The 14,793-nt window shown below is 44.1% G+C and carries 15 protein-coding genes; all 15 read right to left on the minus strand.

The annotated features are described in order from the left end of the window. Positions 1 to 16 precede the first annotated feature (16 nt). Positions 17 to 1,630, minus strand: a complete 1,614-nt coding sequence (locus WMO43_RS05110) for an ABC transporter substrate-binding protein (RefSeq protein ID WP_353530357.1) — start codon at positions 1,628 to 1,630, stop codon at positions 17 to 19. Between the two features lie 506 nt (positions 1,631 to 2,136). Beyond that, on the minus strand, positions 2,137 to 3,267 hold the full coding sequence (locus WMO43_RS05115) for a DUF362 domain-containing protein (protein ID WP_353530358.1): 1,131 nt from the start codon (positions 3,265 to 3,267) through the stop codon (positions 2,137 to 2,139). A 45-nt stretch (positions 3,268 to 3,312) separates the two neighbouring features. After that, positions 3,313 to 3,459, minus strand: coding sequence for a hypothetical protein (locus tag WMO43_RS05120; RefSeq protein WP_177963866.1), 147 nt, complete (start codon positions 3,457 to 3,459; stop codon positions 3,313 to 3,315). Positions 3,460 to 3,570: 111 nt separating this feature from the next. Further along, positions 3,571 to 3,819: a cysteine-rich small domain-containing protein gene (locus WMO43_RS05125; RefSeq protein WP_177963865.1), complete on the minus strand. Its 249-nt coding sequence runs from the start codon at positions 3,817 to 3,819 to the stop codon at positions 3,571 to 3,573. Next, a complete protein-coding gene (locus WMO43_RS05130; protein WP_353530360.1) occupies positions 3,794 to 5,200 on the minus strand; it encodes a cobyrinic acid a,c-diamide synthase CobB in 1,407 nt (468 codons plus the stop codon). Before WMO43_RS05130 ends, WMO43_RS05125 begins: the two co-directional genes overlap by 26 nt. Before the next feature lie 17 nt (positions 5,201 to 5,217). Next, positions 5,218 to 7,311, minus strand: a complete 2,094-nt coding sequence (gene cobK / locus WMO43_RS05135) for a precorrin-6A reductase (RefSeq protein ID WP_353530362.1) — start codon at positions 7,309 to 7,311, stop codon at positions 5,218 to 5,220. Beyond that, the gene (cobJ, locus tag WMO43_RS05140; protein WP_177963862.1) at positions 7,253 to 8,005 is read right to left on the minus strand and encodes a precorrin-3B C(17)-methyltransferase; all 753 of its coding nucleotides are present in this window, start codon (positions 8,003 to 8,005) and stop codon (positions 7,253 to 7,255) included. Before cobJ ends, cobK begins: the two co-directional genes overlap by 59 nt. Next, entirely contained in the window at positions 7,995 to 9,113 is a 1,119-nt protein-coding gene (locus WMO43_RS05145; protein WP_353530364.1) for a cobalt-precorrin 5A hydrolase, read from the minus strand. Before WMO43_RS05145 ends, cobJ begins: the two co-directional genes overlap by 11 nt. A 2-nt stretch (positions 9,114 to 9,115) precedes the next feature. Next, positions 9,116 to 9,877 (minus strand): precorrin-4 C(11)-methyltransferase, encoded by a 762-nt coding sequence (cobM, locus tag WMO43_RS05150; RefSeq protein ID WP_353530366.1) that lies wholly within the window; start codon positions 9,875 to 9,877, stop codon positions 9,116 to 9,118. Beyond that, positions 9,835 to 11,016 (minus strand): cobalt-precorrin-5B (C(1))-methyltransferase CbiD, encoded by a 1,182-nt coding sequence (gene cbiD, locus WMO43_RS05155; protein ID WP_353530369.1) that lies wholly within the window; start codon positions 11,014 to 11,016, stop codon positions 9,835 to 9,837. The genes cobM and cbiD overlap by 43 nt, the downstream gene beginning before the upstream one ends. Positions 11,017 to 11,036: 20 nt before the next feature. Further along, positions 11,037 to 11,696 carry a precorrin-8X methylmutase gene (locus WMO43_RS05160; RefSeq protein ID WP_353530371.1) on the minus strand — a complete coding sequence of 220 codons (660 nt, stop codon included), beginning with the start codon at positions 11,694 to 11,696 and terminating at the stop codon, positions 11,037 to 11,039. Next, entirely contained in the window at positions 11,689 to 12,720 is a 1,032-nt protein-coding gene (locus WMO43_RS05165) for a pyridoxal phosphate-dependent aminotransferase (RefSeq protein ID WP_353530372.1), read from the minus strand. Before WMO43_RS05165 ends, WMO43_RS05160 begins: the two co-directional genes overlap by 8 nt. A gap of 12 nt (positions 12,721 to 12,732) precedes the next feature. Continuing rightward, complete coding sequence (gene cbiB / locus WMO43_RS05170) at positions 12,733 to 13,722, minus strand: adenosylcobinamide-phosphate synthase CbiB (protein ID WP_353530373.1); 990 nt, start codon at positions 13,720 to 13,722, stop codon at positions 12,733 to 12,735. Then, positions 13,709 to 14,374 (minus strand): histidine phosphatase family protein, encoded by a 666-nt coding sequence (locus tag WMO43_RS05175; protein ID WP_353530376.1) that lies wholly within the window; start codon positions 14,372 to 14,374, stop codon positions 13,709 to 13,711. The genes cbiB and WMO43_RS05175 overlap by 14 nt, the downstream gene beginning before the upstream one ends. Continuing rightward, the gene (locus WMO43_RS05180; protein WP_353530378.1) at positions 14,347 to 14,751 is read right to left on the minus strand and encodes a bifunctional adenosylcobinamide kinase/adenosylcobinamide-phosphate guanylyltransferase; all 405 of its coding nucleotides are present in this window, start codon (positions 14,749 to 14,751) and stop codon (positions 14,347 to 14,349) included. The genes WMO43_RS05175 and WMO43_RS05180 overlap by 28 nt, the downstream gene beginning before the upstream one ends. Positions 14,752 to 14,793 lie beyond the last annotated feature (42 nt).

Here is a 14,793-nt window from a genome sequence, read left to right on the forward strand (position 1 = left end):
ATTCTCTGTACGCAATCTATTTGCTCCATTCCCACTGGTCTACATTATTGACGATCGACCAGCCATGTCCATGTGGGTGTATCTTTTGTTCTGCTACTTTCAGACCGTCTCTGACATAATAGAGATGGTCTACGTTACAAAACCAGATCCAAGGAATATCTCCATCCTGTGTCACTCCGGTTGTTCCATCCCACTGTGCTTTTTTCCAAAGGTCATAGGAATCTTCTAAGGTATCTGCCTGCAATGCCTCATCCATATAGTGGTCAACGGTTTCATTTGCATATGGAGAGTATTCTGCACTGTCACTATCTGTTCCCGTATGATAGATATTATAGAGTTCCATCGGGGTATGTGCTCCCCAGCCCCATACCAATGGCTGTGATAATGCCTTATCGTAGGCAACATCCCATCCGGCACCCTCTGTCTTTACTTCAATTCCAAGTTCTTTGCACTGGTTCGCAAAATCCTCTGCCAATGCCTGACGTACGGAATCATCCGGATTAAACATTACGGTAAATTCTGCACGGACTCCGTCTTTTTCACGAATTCCGTCTTTTCCCTCTTTCCATCCTGCTTCCTCTAACAATGCCTTTGCACTCTTTTGGTCATATGTTACTTCCGATTCTTCGTTATACCACGGCATTTTATCGCAAACACTGTAAGCTGCTGTTCCATGACCGTTTAAGACGTTTTTGATCATTTCTTCACGATCAATTCCGATATTCATTGCCCGGCGGATCGCAACATCACTGGTTACATCATTGCCGACCGTTTTTCCATCTTTTTCACTCGCTTTGACAGTTGGCAGATTGATTCCTCTGTTGTCGACACTTGTCACACTCAAAAGACCATAACCGTCGATCTTCTCGTCTGCTAATGATGCTGCCGTATGTGCCACATCTACTTCTCCTGCCATTGCTGCTGCAAGTGCCGCATCTTCATCCATAAATAATACAGTCACTTTTTTGATCTTTGCCTTTTCTCCGTAGTAATCCGGATTTGCTTCAAAAATGACCTGCTGACCCTTATCCCACTGTTTCAGGATATAGCGTCCCGAACCGATCGGATGCTGTCCGTAATTCTCATCATAGGCATGCTCCGGTACGATCCCGACGATCGCCATCGTATACGGCCAGATGGAAAACGGCTTGTTCATATGGAATTCCACGGTCGTATCATCAACTGCCACCGCTTCTTTTAACATCGTAAAGTCATTGACGGTACTGTTTTTTACACAGTTGTTATATGTAAATGCAACATCGGATGCTGTAAGTTTTTCTCCATCCGTAAATTTCACATCCTCACGGATCTTCACGGTCCAGACAAGACCATCTTCACTGACCGAATAATCGGTTGCAAGGTCTTTTCCGATCTTTAAGTCTTTTGTTGTCGTTGTCAACGTGCTCTGGATCAGTGGTTCATGTACATGTTCTCCTGCTCCCCAGCCATATGCCGGATCAAATCCCGCTTCCGGTTCCGAGCTTGTCGGCATTGTTACGATTACGGATTCTTTGTCAGATCTTTCTGTTTTTTTCGTTGTATCCGACTTTTGGGTGTTGCTGCTTCCGCATCCAAATAATGTCCCTGTCATTGCAAGTGCCAAAAGCACTGCGATACATCTTTTTTTCATATCTTCTCTTTCCTTCCTTTTTCAAACTGTACACAGTTTAGCACATTAAAACATCCCCCCACAAGCTCCCTGGGGGGATGTTTTTTCTCTATAGATCAGGGGGGAGCAAAAGACGGTTTCAAGTTTTTTTGATTGGCAACTTGCACAAAACCGGGTCTATTTTGTTCCGTTGTACGAAAATAAGAAAATCTAAGTCTGCCTGAGTCAGGCTACGATGAAGTGACGTGTACGTCTTAAACACCCCGTCCATGGGGTGTTAAGACTTTTGCTGCCGTCCATGGCAGCAAAACACTATACATGAACAGCCAGACCAAGATTTACTAATTTTCTCCCAAAGTCACAAAAGCAGTCTCGGTTTTGTGCAATTGCCAGCCACTAAGTTGTGAGGCTCTTTTTGACAACCTAATCTCTATAGAAAATATCATGTTACGTTAAAGTATGAGAGCTGTGTTTCCTATAGAGTAAAAAAGGGACGCTCTGAAAAGAACGTCCCCAAAATGCTTTTTCTATACTTCGATCAGTTCATAGCTGCGGCTGCCAAGTCCGATCTTTTCTGCGTGGTCTAAACAGCTTCTCCATTCGGATTCCGGTGTGGAATTGCGGAAATGATCATGATGATCCACAAAGTCTGCTTTTTTCATATTCTCTGCAAGCTGGCTGTTTGGCAATGGTGTTGCTGCAAGACAGGCATCTACACATGCCTGATCTAATGCCAGTGGATCAAAGGATGCAAACATTCCGATGTTTGGTAAGATCGGAGCATCGTTCTCTCCATGACAGTCACAGTTTGGTGAAACATCTACGATCAGTGAAATATGGAAGGATGGACGGCCATCTACAACGGCTTTGGTATATTCTGCCATTTTACAGTTCAATACTTCATTTGCATTTTCATTATTAAATGCGATCGCATCAAAGTTGCAGGCTCCAAGACAGCGTCCACATCCTACACAGTGTTCGGTATCTACCGTCATTTTCTTTGCTGCTTCATCAAATACCAGTCCACCGTTGGCACATTCACGCTGACAGCGTTTGCAGCCACGACAGACCTCAGCGGTAATATGTGGGGTTCCGGATCTGTGCTGTTCTGTTTTTCCTGCACGGGAACCGCATCCCATACCGATATTTTTAATGGCTCCGCCAAATCCGGTCATCTCATGTCCTTTGAAGTGTGTCAGGCTGATAAATACATCTGCATCCATAACTGCCCGTCCGATTTTTGCGGCTTTTACATATTCACCGCCCTCGACCGGCACTTCTATGTCATCGGTTCCCTTTAAACCGTCACCGATGATCACCGGACAGCCTACAGTCAATGGTGTAAATCCGTTCTCCCATGCACACTCTAAATGCTCTAATGCATTCTTTCTGCTTCCCGGATACATCGTATTACAATCGGTCAAAAACGGTTTTCCACCGAGTTCTTTTACCACATCGGCAACTGCTTTTGCATAGTTCGGACGAAGATAACTGATATTTCCAAGTTCGCCAAAATGCATCTTGATCGCAACAAATTTGCCATCCATATCAATATCACCGATACCGGCTTTTTTGATCATCTTCTTTAACTTTGTCGGAAGTCCGTCTCCAAATGCCTGTGTTCTGAAATTTGTAAAATATACTTTTGATTTTTCCATCATCATGCCTCTTTCAAAAACTTTTCTGATCATATTTTATTTATCTTACTCACTTTTTTCCTCGGATGCAAGTCCTGTCTGCAGGGTTCTTGCCAGTTCATCAATCTGGCGTACCATCTTTTCGATTTCTCTGATCCCGGCTGCATTTTCCTGCGATGCTGCGGTCACATGCTCGAGAAATCGCAATCGCATAGATGTAGAGCAATACTACATGATATGTAAGTAACACAATGGCAACGGTCATAAAGACAACCGCTAAAAGGATCAGTACATACTCTATTATATGAATATCTGAAAATACCGTCAAGAAAAAAACGTTTGTTTCAACACCTGTATCACCTTGTCATAGTTCTGCGGCTGATGCGGAAATGTGCAGTTTGTACATACCTTGATCCGCCTGCCGTCCTTTTCTAAAAACTCCGGTTTTCCGGGGCAGTGCTCCCTGCTGTATAACGGACAGTAACAAAACAGACAGTTCATGTTCTCAATTCCTTTATGGCACGGATAATACTGACACTCTTTGTTTTCAAAAAAACGATAGGAATTCTCCATACTTACCTCCTAAGTATTGCTCTGCTTTTTTCACAAAATGATCTGCAAAGGACGGGTTTGACGGATAGTAGAGATGCGGAAAGCCCATCCAGACATTTTCTTTTTCGATCACACACGGATAGGTTCTGCCTGTGACCGGCTTGATCGCTATGCAGTCTTCTCCGTTCTTCTCACTGTCAAAATAGTGGAACTCATGTCCTTTGATCCTCGTTCCCACTTCTAAAAAATTGCTCTCTTTTTCTTCTAATTCAATATACCCGAAACGCACCAGCTTTTTCGTATCCTGACACGCTGCCGGGAGCACCCCTGCCATCTGATATGGATGACCGTCTCTATCACGGATCGCCGTGTGCAGATAGAGAAATCCGCCGCACTCTGCCACGACAGGCATTCCGCTTTCCACTGCTGCTTTGATTTCTTTTCGCATCGCTGTATTTTCCTCTAACTCTTTTGCATACAGTTCCGGATAACCGCCTCCTAAAAGCAGTCCACTGCTGCCCTCTGGCAATTCTTTATCATGCAGTGGAGAAAAATAGGCAATATCTGCCCCATATTCTTTCAGTAATAACAGATTGTCTTCATAGTAAAAACAGAAGGCTTCATCTCTTGCAACTGCGATGAGAGGTTTTGTAATTAGTTCTGTTGATGTTATTTTCTCTGTTGTTTCTGTTATTTTTTCTATTTCTATTGTTTCCGCACTTGCTGCAATTTGTATGATTGTTTCTATGGAAACAGACTTTTGTAATTCCTCTGCCGCAACTTCTAACTGCCTTTGGATCTCTTTAATCTCTCCCGGAAGATGTAAGCCTAAATGTCTGCTCTGGATCTGCAACTGCTGCCGCTCTGCCAAATATCCCAAAACACGGATCTGCAATTCCGTTTCGATCAACGGCTTTATGATCTCATAATAGGACTTTGACATCCGGTTCAATATCACGCCCCGGATCAGATGCTCCGTATCGTATGCTAAAAATCCTGCAATGAGTGGTATCACGGAACGCCCCATTCCTTTCGCATCTACCACTAAAATGATCGGTGTTTTAGTCACTTTTGCCAAATGATAGGACGAGCCTTCCTCACGCACGCCACCAAGTCCGTCATACAGCCCCATCACGCCTTCTATGACCGCTATTTCCTCTCCTGTTCTGTTTTTTAACAGAAGTTTTCGGGTATCATTCTCTCCGGTAAAAAAAGTATCTAAATTCTTTGATGGAATCCCTATGACTCTTTGATGGAACATCGGATCGATATAATCCGGACCGCACTTATAAGAGACCACTTGTTTTCCCATATCTTTTAGGGTCTGTAATATCGCACAGGTAATCGTTGTCTTGCCGCTTCCGCTTTTGGGTGCTGCGATCATCACACGGTCTAATTTCATGTCATATATCCTCCCTTTTATCCACAAAAATCAAATGCACAGATCCATACCTGATTTTCTGCCTGCATCAGATGATAGGAACCTGCCACTCTTGCCCTGCTTACCTGTAGCTGTATCAACTCTTCGTTTTCGATCGGATAATCGGAGAGTACCTCTTTGATCTCACAGATCGTCTCTAAACTAATCGCATTGATCACGATCCGCATCTTAGGATTCTTTTGATATAACACCGATAAGATTTCATTCATCCTTCTACTGCTGCCACCGATAAATGCATGTGTCGGTTTTAGAAGTGTTTCTAAGCCGTCCGGTGCATCTGCTCTTATGATCTCTATGTTTTCTAAGCCAAAGTGTTCTTTGTTCTTCCCGATCAGGGCAGCTGCCTCTTCTTTTTTTTCTATGGCAAAAACACGGATATCGTTAGAAAGTCCTGCCGCCTCCACTGCGATTGAGCCTGTTCCACTGCCAATGTCATAAAATACAGCTCCTTTATGCAGTTTTAATTTACAAATACTGACATCTCGCACCTCTTCTTTTGTCATCGGTACCCGGTCGCGCAAAAACTCGGTGTCTGCCCTGCCATGCGTCAGTCTTTTGCCTGCGGCACTTGGATTTTTTATAAAACAGGTATACAGTCCCTCTTTTTGCAATGCAAGGCACTCCTTTGGTGTCAGTTCTAAAATCTCCTGCTCCGGATAGGACAACTGATAGCCTGCATAAATCCTGCATGATTCAAGTCCTGCACGATCTAAAATTTCTCCAAGTCTTTGTACGTCCGATACGCCTGACATTAATAAAAAGGTCTTTTCGCTGTTTCGTATCCGCTCTGCTAAATTCAACAACTCTTTTCCATGCATACTGTAAACAGCCGCGTCCTGATAACTTTCGCCGATGCAGGCGGCTAAATATGCTACGGAAGAGATTCCGGACAATATCCGTACCGATGCCTGTAAACGTCCGGCAGATATTTCCTCCTGCAATGCACGGTACATAGAAGCTGCTCCACTGTAAAAACCGCTGTCACCGGAAAACAGTACCACCACCTTCTGTCCTGTTACGATTTCCGAAACCTCTACATCTTTTTGCATCTCTTCTAAATACGGAATGATCTGCTCTGTCCGATAATAAGGCTTTTTTTCTAATTTCGGCTGATAGGATGCGATCATCCGTTTTGCCCCAAGTAAAATATCTGCCTGTCGGATTGCCTGCTCTACTTCGTTTGTCAGGCTTTCCCTGCTTCCCATACCGACTCCTGCTAAGATGATCTCAAATCTGTTTTTGGACTGCTGAGGCAGGATCTTGCATCCGCAGATCACTTCTAATTTTTTGCATACTTCGGTAAAGGTATCTCCTGTCTCTGTTTTTTTCTGCCCGATGACATAGACCGGAATTCCTGCTTTTTTTGCCGCTTTTATTTTTTCTTCATATCCTCCGGCTCTGCCGCTCTTTTTTGTCACCATGCACTGTATTTGGTATTGATGCAGGATGGCGGTATTCATCTCTTCGCTAAACGGCCCCTGCAATGCTATGATCTGTTTTCCTGAAATCTCCTGCTCCATGCAGATATGCAGGCTCTCTAACCCCGGCAGCACACGCACATAAAGTCTGTTTTTGATCTTTTCAGATGAAGCATATACGCTGAGTTCTTTACTTCCGGTCGTCAATAAAATATTTCCTTTTGTCTGCTCTAAGGCTTTTGCACATGCTTCATTGCTTTCAAAATAGCATACACCTGTTTCTTCTTCCTCTAAAATCTCTCTTTTTAATCGCAGATATGGGATGGTAAGGTCTTTGACTGCTGCCCGGACATTTTCCGTAACGGCTGTTGCATAGGGATGCGTGGCATCTACAACTGCTGCAAATGCTTTTTGCTTTAAATATTCCCGCATTGCCTCTTCATCCATCCTGCCACGATGAACGGTCACTAACGGATGCTCTTTTAATACAAGTTCTCCGTATTCCGTGGCTACGCATATGGTATGTGCAATTCCTGCTGCCGCTAAATATTCAGACAGGGTTCTCCCCTCCGTTGTTCCTGCAAATATTATTATGTCATTTGATATCCGTGTTTCTTTCAATGTGATAACCTCGCTTTGTAACCAGCTTTCCATGTATCAGTTCCGTATCGGAATTACCGATGAATACGGTGGTAAACATATTCACCTGTGTATCTCTCAATTCCCGTAAGGTACAGGTCACTGCCTTTGTTCCTTCCCTGCCGATATTCTCCACATATCCGCATGGCCGTTCCTCTTCGATCACACGAAGCAGGATGTCACAGGCTTTTTTCAGATAATCTTTCCGCTTATGGCTCGACGGATTATAGATTGCTATTGCAAAATCTCCCCCGGCTGCCGCCAGCAGTCGTTTTTCGATCTTTTCCCACGGCGTTAAGAGATCACTCAGGCTGATCACGCAAAAATCATGATTCAGCGGTGCTCCTAAAACTGCCGCCCCGCTGCAAGCCGCCGTTATCCCCGGTATGACAAAAATCTCTGTATCCGGATATTCTTTTCCCATTTCGTACAGTAACGATGCCATTCCGTAAATCCCTGCATCACCACTGCAGACCATTGCTACCTGTTTTCCTTTTTTTGCTTCTTCAAAGCACAATTTGCAGCGTTCTTCTTCCTGTCTCATTGGAGTTGTCCGCATTTCCTTATCTGCAAACCGCTCTCCTAACAATTTGATATAGACCGTATAACCGATAATGACATCTGCCGCTTCTAATGCTTTTAGTGCCTCCCCTGTCATCATCTCTTCTTTTCCCGGCCCCATTCCGACTAAATAGATGTTATGCTTCATCAAATGTAATTCTCCATTCCCTTTTTGCAACGGCTATCGTCATCCCGTCTTTGGCATGTTTTTCATACACCAGTGTTCCTCCTGCTTCGCAGGCACAAAGTGCCGCCCGTTCACAGACATTGTCCACCCCAACCTGTGACTCTACAAAAGCAGAGGCATGAAAGTTTCCCTGCACTTTTTGCAGTTCTTTTGCCGTATAGGTCAAAAACGGTACTCTGTGCTGTCTGCTCCAGATTAAAAATCCCTGCTCGTCCTGCTTTTTATCAATAGAAGCCAATGCAAAAATCTGCTCTTTTTTCATTCCTGCTGTCTTTAGGGTTTCGTCAATCAGTGCTTCTATCTTCTGTGGCTTGATTCCCCTTTTACATCCCATTCCGACGACATACTCTTTGGGCTGTAATCGGAGCAATGCGTCTGTGTTTGTCGGATGCTCCGGTTTTGGATTTTCCGCAATCACAATGTCGACGGTTTGTGGTGCGGAATCTGCTGATAGCACAGCCGTTGACGGGTAGGAAATCAGATGTATTTCCTCCGGTATTTTCGTTCCCTCTTTCAGATGTCCCTCTTCTACACACAGGGTCACTTTCTCTCCTGCTAAGACTTTTGCCGATATCTTTGCAATTCCGTCTTTATTTATGATGCGAAGTCCGTTCCTTTTTGCAAACAGATCCACGGCAAATTTGTTTTGCAGATCGGTTGCTGTGGTAATCACCGGGATTGCGTTGATCTTTTCTGCAATCTGCACCGCGAGTTCATTTGCACCGCCATAATGCCCCGCCAAAAGCGGGATCACATACTGCCCCTGTTCATCTAATACAAGTACCGGACTGTCGTGGAGTTTGTCGGTAAGATTCGGGGCAATGGCTCTGACTGCAATTCCACAGGCTCCGATAAAAAGTATGGCATTTTTTTCCTGCATCTGCTCTTTTGTCCAGTCAGCAATGCTCTTTTCGACATGGACTGCCTTTATCTTCGTGTCATGGGTTTTTACAAGGGAACATTTTGTATAAACTGCCGTTGTGATGCCTGTATTTTCCGTCAGGCTCTCTGACACTCTCTTGGACAGCTCTAACCCATTGTTTGTAAAACTGATGATACTTAGTTTCATATCTATTCTTCCTTTGCCTGCCTGAATTCCGTTGAAAAATCCGGTGCATACAGCCGCGATTTTTGATAGTGCTGATGCGTCAGCACATCCCCGACTAAGACCAATGCCGTCTTTGTGATGCCATGCTCCTTAGCTGTAGCCGCCAGTGTCTCCACCGTACAAAGATACGCTTCTTCGTCCTTCCATGTTGCCTTATATACCAGTGCCGCCGGCGTATGTTTTTCATATCCTCCGGCGATCAATCTTTGGCTTAATTCCTCTAACATGCCGGTGCTTAAATAGATTGCCATGGATGCCTGATGCGCCGCAAAACTTTCGATACTCTCTTTCGTTGGAACCTTCGTTTTGCCTTCCATCCGCGTAATGATCAAAGACTGTGAAATCCCCGGCAGCGTATACTCTATATTTAAGGATGCTGCCGCTCCAAAGCAGGCACTGACACCCGGACAGCTTTCATATGGTATACCAAGCCTGTCCAATTCATCCATCTGTTCCCGGATCGCACCATAAATGCTTGGGTCTCCGGTGTGCAGACGTACGAGCATTTTTTCTGCCTCCTGTGACTGCTGCATCACGGCAAGCACCTCGGACAATGTCATCGTGGCGCTGTTAAAGATTTCACATTCTTTTTTTGCATATGCTAACAACTCCGGATTGACTAAAGACCCCGCATAGATGATGACATCTGCCTGCTCTAACAGCCGCATTCCCCGCACGGTGATTAAATCGGCTGCCCCTGTTCCTGCGCCAACAAAGTAAACCATTGCTCTGCCCCCTTACTTTTTGCTAATTCGCCAAACTCATTGGCATACATGATGCAGTCTATCTGCATTTTTCCCATTGCACGTTTATTCAGATAATAACAGATATGTTCCATCGCATCCTCCATAACGACTTTTCTTTTACCGGTTGTTTCTAAAATACGGACTGCTTCTTCGGTCGTAACACAGGCTAAGATCTCGCAGGCTGTTTGCGCACTGATTCCCTGTCGGATCGCAGATGCCGTTATCAGCTCCATCCTGCAATCCCCCTCTTTGGAATGTGTATTCATAATGCCGCCTGCTACTTTGATGAGCTTGCCGATATGTCCGGTTAAGAGCAGTTTTTGAAAACCTTCCTCCACTGCCATATCAATCGTATTGCCAATGAAGTTACTGCACTTGATACTTTTATCTAAATCATAGCCATAAGCCTGCTTCATAAAATCCAGTCCGTAATTGCCGGGTGCAACTGCCACATACGCATACCCTTCTGCCCTTCTCTGTCTTAGCTCTACCCGGATCGTATCTAAGATTGCCTGACTGCTCATCGGCTCTACGATCCCACTGCTTCCAAGAATTGAAATCCCGCCTTTGATCCCAAGTCTTGGGTTGAAGGTCTGCTCCGCAAGCTGCTCCCCCTCCGGTACAAAAATCTCTACTGCCAGTCCGCCTTTATAATCAACTAGCCTGCAGACCTCTAAGACTTCCTTTGTGATCATCTCTCTTGGCACATGATTAATGGCTGCATTTCCTACCGGCTGGTCTAATCCCGGCTTTGTGACCCTGCCCACTCCGATGCCTCCGTCTATCTGTACATAGGGTGAGTCCTCTAGGGATTGAAGATTTTCTCGGGATTGAAAATCTGCTTGGGAACGAAAATCTTTTCTGTCATTTCCGCAATAAGTCACTTTTGCATAGATCCATGCTCCGGTTGTTACATCCGGATCGTCTCCCCCGTCCTTTTGCACGGCACAGCTTACGACGTCTTCCGTTCGTCTGATATCTAAAATCTGTGCCGTATAGGGAATTCCCTTTGGTGTCTCAATCGTGATCTCTGTTTTTTTTCTTCCTAACAGAAGCATATATGCCGCCGCCTTCGCTGCTGCTGCCGCACAGCTTCCTGTTGTAAATCCATATCGCATACGTTCCTGCTCCTGTCTGCTCAGACTCCACTCTGCTCTTTTTTCAGTTCATAGAGGATTGCATTACATATGGCTGCTGCCACGTTACTGCCGCCTTTTCTTCCACGGTTGACAATATGAGGTACCTCTGTTTCTAAGATCAGCTCCTTTGCAGCCTCTACATTGACGAACCCCACCGGAACACCAATGATAAATTCCGGCCGGAATCTCTGATCCTTTAACATCTCATATAATTGTATCAGAGCTGTCGGCGCATTTCCAATTGTAAAAATTAAAGGTTTCTTTAATTTCGTTGCCATTTCCATACTGACTGCGGCACGGGTCGTCCCACGCTCTTTTGCGATTCTTGCAACGGTCTCATCTGCCATAAAACAATGTACGGTTCCGCCAAAGCCTGCTAAGGTCTTTTTATTGATCCCTGCAAGTGCCATATTCGTATCGGTTACAATATCTGCACCATTTAAGATCAGATCTTTTGCGATCCGAACGGCATGCTTTGAATATACCAGTGTTTTTGTATACTCAAAATCTGCACTGGTATGGATCACCCGCTTGGTTACCATTTCCTCTTCTTTTGGAAGTTCGATGCCCCGCTCTTTTAATTCTTTTGAAATGATCTCAAAACTTCTCTTTTCAATTTCATTTGGCAATAAATGTTCGATACTATTTTGTCTATCCAATACATTCACCTATCGCTTTCTCTAAAATTTCGTTCTCTCTCCGGCTTTTCACTGCCACACGATAATATCCCTCTGACAGCCCCTGAAAATTTTTGCAGTCACGGATCAGGATTCCTTTTTGCAGTAATTTCTTGTAAAGTGGCTTTTCACTGTAGAATAAAATAAAGTTCGCATCACTTAAAATGACCTGTAATCCGAGATTTTGCAATTTCTCCGTGAGGAATTTTCTTTCTGCTGCCACATATTCTACGGTTTTTTTCAAATATTCCTGCTGCTGTAAACAGGCAATTCCCGCCGCCTCGGCAAAAACCGAAAGATTCCATTCCGGGAGCTGACCTCTGATCTTTTGTAATAACTCCTTATCACTACACATCAGGTAGCCAAGCCGCACACCCGGGATTGCATATATTTTTGTAAAAGCCCGTACAATGAGTAAATTCCGATAAGTACTGAGTTTTTGTACTATGGAATTTTCTTTTTCACAGAACTCTATAAAACATTCGTCTAATACCACATAGATATTTTTCTCTTTGCACACTTCTAATACATTCTCTAAATATGCCGGTTTCATCAATTTTCCGGTCGGGTTGTTCGGATTTGCCAAAAAAAGCAGTTCTGCATCTTCCTGTAAAGCCAATACTAATTCTTCCCCCGGTAAAAAATCCTCCTCTTTTTTTAGCGGAACACAGATCACTTCACTCCCTACCGCTTTTGCCGTATATGCATATCCGTAAAAGGAAGGAACAGGCAGAATGACTTTTTTCGGCTTTAGTGCATGCAGGATTCCTAAAAAAAGTTCCGATGCTCCGTTTCCCGGCAAAAAATAAGTTTTTGGCAGGCAAAATTTCCTGCTTAATGCTTCTTTTAACTGCTCTGCTTCCATATCCGGATACTGCATACAGACATCCACTGCCTGATGTAATGCGTCTTTTACTTCCTCCGGTATCCCCAAAGGATTGATATTCACTGAAAAATCAATCTGTATCCGGTTTCTGTAGATATCTCCGCCGTGAATTGTCTGCACCTCTACACCTCCCTAAAGTAATATAATAAGTACCATAAAAAACAGACACCCTGTTTCTCCAAGCCATGCCGTTAAATACATCAGACGGTTTGCCCGCCGGATGTCTTCGTATTCCACCGGACGGGTATCATCCCCGATATGTGGCTTTTTTACCACTTTTCCAAAATATACGGCATCGCCTGCTAACTGTATCCCCAATGCTCCTGCACAAACCGACTCTGTCTGGGCAGAATTTGGACTGGCATGGTTTCTTCGGTCTCTTTTATAGATCCGATAAGCTCCTTTTCCACTAAAATCACTGCCGCCAAGATATGCCGCTGCTATCATCAGATAGGCACTGATCCTCGATGGAAGATAGTTGCATACATCATCTGACTTTGCCGCTGTCCTTCCAAAATTCAGATATTTTTCATTTTTATATCCGATCATGGAATCCATCGTATTGACTGCCTTATATAAAAATCCAAGAACCGGTCCGCCAAGCGCTGTATACAGCATAGGTGCAATGACACCGTCCGAGGTGTTCTCTGCCACCGTCTCTATCGCCGCCTTTGCCACTCCGGTTCCATCCAAAACCGCCGTGTCTCTTCCAACGATCATTGCTACCGCTTTTCTTGCCTCTTCGATTCCTTCTTTTGTCAGGCTTTGATAGACCTTCATGCTCTCTACCTTTAAGCATTTTACCGCTAAGATCTGATAGGTCATGATCGTCTCTACTGCTACGCCAAGATACGGATGCAGCAGATAAGCTCCAATAACAAGAAATGCTGTCACTGCGAAGGTCACAGACAACACGATAAAAACCAGCAGTGTTCCTCTTCTTCGCTCGCTTTTCTCCTGCTCTTTATGCTCCTTGCCTTTTGTTTCTTTTGATAAAAATCTCTTTTCCAACACTACGATCAGATTTCCGATCAGACGGATCGGATGCGGCAGCCAATAAGGGTCACCTAAGATCAGATCTAACAAAAATCCCAAAAAGAATGCAATACTATGGTATAACACGTTCTGATTCCCCCATGATGTTTTCTACCCCCTGCAATTTCGGCTGTTTCCGGGTTCCGCTTAAAAGGCAGCGGTATCCGTCTCCGTTTTTTACCTGATGATCAAAATAATCTCCTCCGTAAAAACTGCTCAGGATTGCCATAATGGTTCCTCCATGCACTACCGCTCCTGCTGTGATCTTTGAAGCCGGCTGTTTTTCGTCCATTTTCTGAAGCCTTCCTTTAATTCCGATTAACATCCGGTAAAATCCCTGCTCGCAGCGCTTTATAAAGGCCTCCCTGCTCTCTCCTCCCGGAAATGGCAGGGTGCCATTGCTGTCGATCCATGCCTGATAATTTGGATTTTTCTGCAATTCAATATAATTCTTTCCTTCAAATTCTCCAAAATCCATTTCTCTCCACTCCGGTATGTATATTGGCGTATGGTTTGGATAGAGGATTTCTGCGGTTTCGGTGCAGCGCTTCATCGGACTGCAAAACAGAATATCCGTCTTTGGATAAGTTCCGTTTTTCTGCAATGCCTGCAGCTTGCAGATCCCATTCCTGCTCAAAGATGTATCTGTGTTCCCAAGATATCGGTGCTGCTCATTTTCGATTGTCATTCCATGACGCAAAAATATAATTTCTATTTGATTTTTTGACCAATCCCACATATGACGCGTATCACCTCTTCTGCTTCTTTTGCTAGTTCTATTAAGATCCTGCCTGTCTGCTCACGATATTCTCTCTCGAATGCATCCATGGGAACAATTCCATTTCCAATCTCATCACTGATCAGAATACAGTCAGGATATTTTGTGATAAAATCCAGGATGCTCTCTTTTGGGTTCTCTCCCCGCTGCATTGAGGTTTTGATGAACGTATGAAGATGATTTATGATGACTATTGTATTTGTTGAATCTGCCTCTTCTGTATCGGATTTTATATCATCTAATAATGTTCCGTCACAAATTCGATATTCTTTCTCTCCAATTTTTCTCAAAGTATAATTTAATTTTCCTTGTGAATATCCACCAATAATAAGTTTCACTTTCTATTCCCTCGTATTTCGTTATCATGTTCTCTGTGTTTT

Source organism: Maccoyibacter intestinihominis, assembly GCF_040096355.1.
In the GTDB taxonomy this organism is placed as follows: Bacteria; Bacillota; Clostridia; order Lachnospirales; family Lachnospiraceae; genus Maccoyibacter; species Maccoyibacter intestinihominis.

What these genes read in the sequence shown, in the direction of transcription:
- WMO43_RS05110 (WP_353530357.1), bottom strand. Translation starts at nt 1,630, where the DNA reads ATGAAAAAAAGATGTATCGCAGTGCTTTTGGCACTTGCAATGACAGGG.
- WMO43_RS05115 (WP_353530358.1), bottom strand. Translation starts at nt 3,267, where the DNA reads ATGGAAAAATCAAAAGTATATTTTACAAATTTCAGAACACAGGCATTT.
- WMO43_RS05120 (WP_177963866.1), bottom strand. Translation starts at nt 3,459, where the DNA reads ATGCGATTGCGATTTCTCGAGCATGTGACCGCAGCATCGCAGGAAAAT.
- WMO43_RS05125 (WP_177963865.1), bottom strand. Translation starts at nt 3,819, where the DNA reads ATGGAGAATTCCTATCGTTTTTTTGAAAACAAAGAGTGTCAGTATTAT.
- WMO43_RS05130 (WP_353530360.1), bottom strand. Translation starts at nt 5,200, where the DNA reads ATGAAATTAGACCGTGTGATGATCGCAGCACCCAAAAGCGGAAGCGGC.
- cobK (WP_353530362.1), bottom strand. Translation starts at nt 7,311, where the DNA reads ATGGAAAGCTGGTTACAAAGCGAGGTTATCACATTGAAAGAAACACGG.
- cobJ (WP_177963862.1), bottom strand. Translation starts at nt 8,005, where the DNA reads ATGAAGCATAACATCTATTTAGTCGGAATGGGGCCGGGAAAAGAAGAG.
- WMO43_RS05145 (WP_353530364.1), bottom strand. Translation starts at nt 9,113, where the DNA reads ATGAAACTAAGTATCATCAGTTTTACAAACAATGGGTTAGAGCTGTCC.
- cobM (WP_353530366.1), bottom strand. Translation starts at nt 9,877, where the DNA reads ATGGTTTACTTTGTTGGCGCAGGAACAGGGGCAGCCGATTTAATCACC.
- cbiD (WP_353530369.1), bottom strand. Translation starts at nt 11,016, where the DNA reads ATGCGATATGGATTTACAACAGGAAGCTGTGCGGCAGCAGCAGCGAAG.
- WMO43_RS05175 (WP_353530376.1), bottom strand. Translation starts at nt 14,374, where the DNA reads ATGTGGGATTGGTCAAAAAATCAAATAGAAATTATATTTTTGCGTCAT.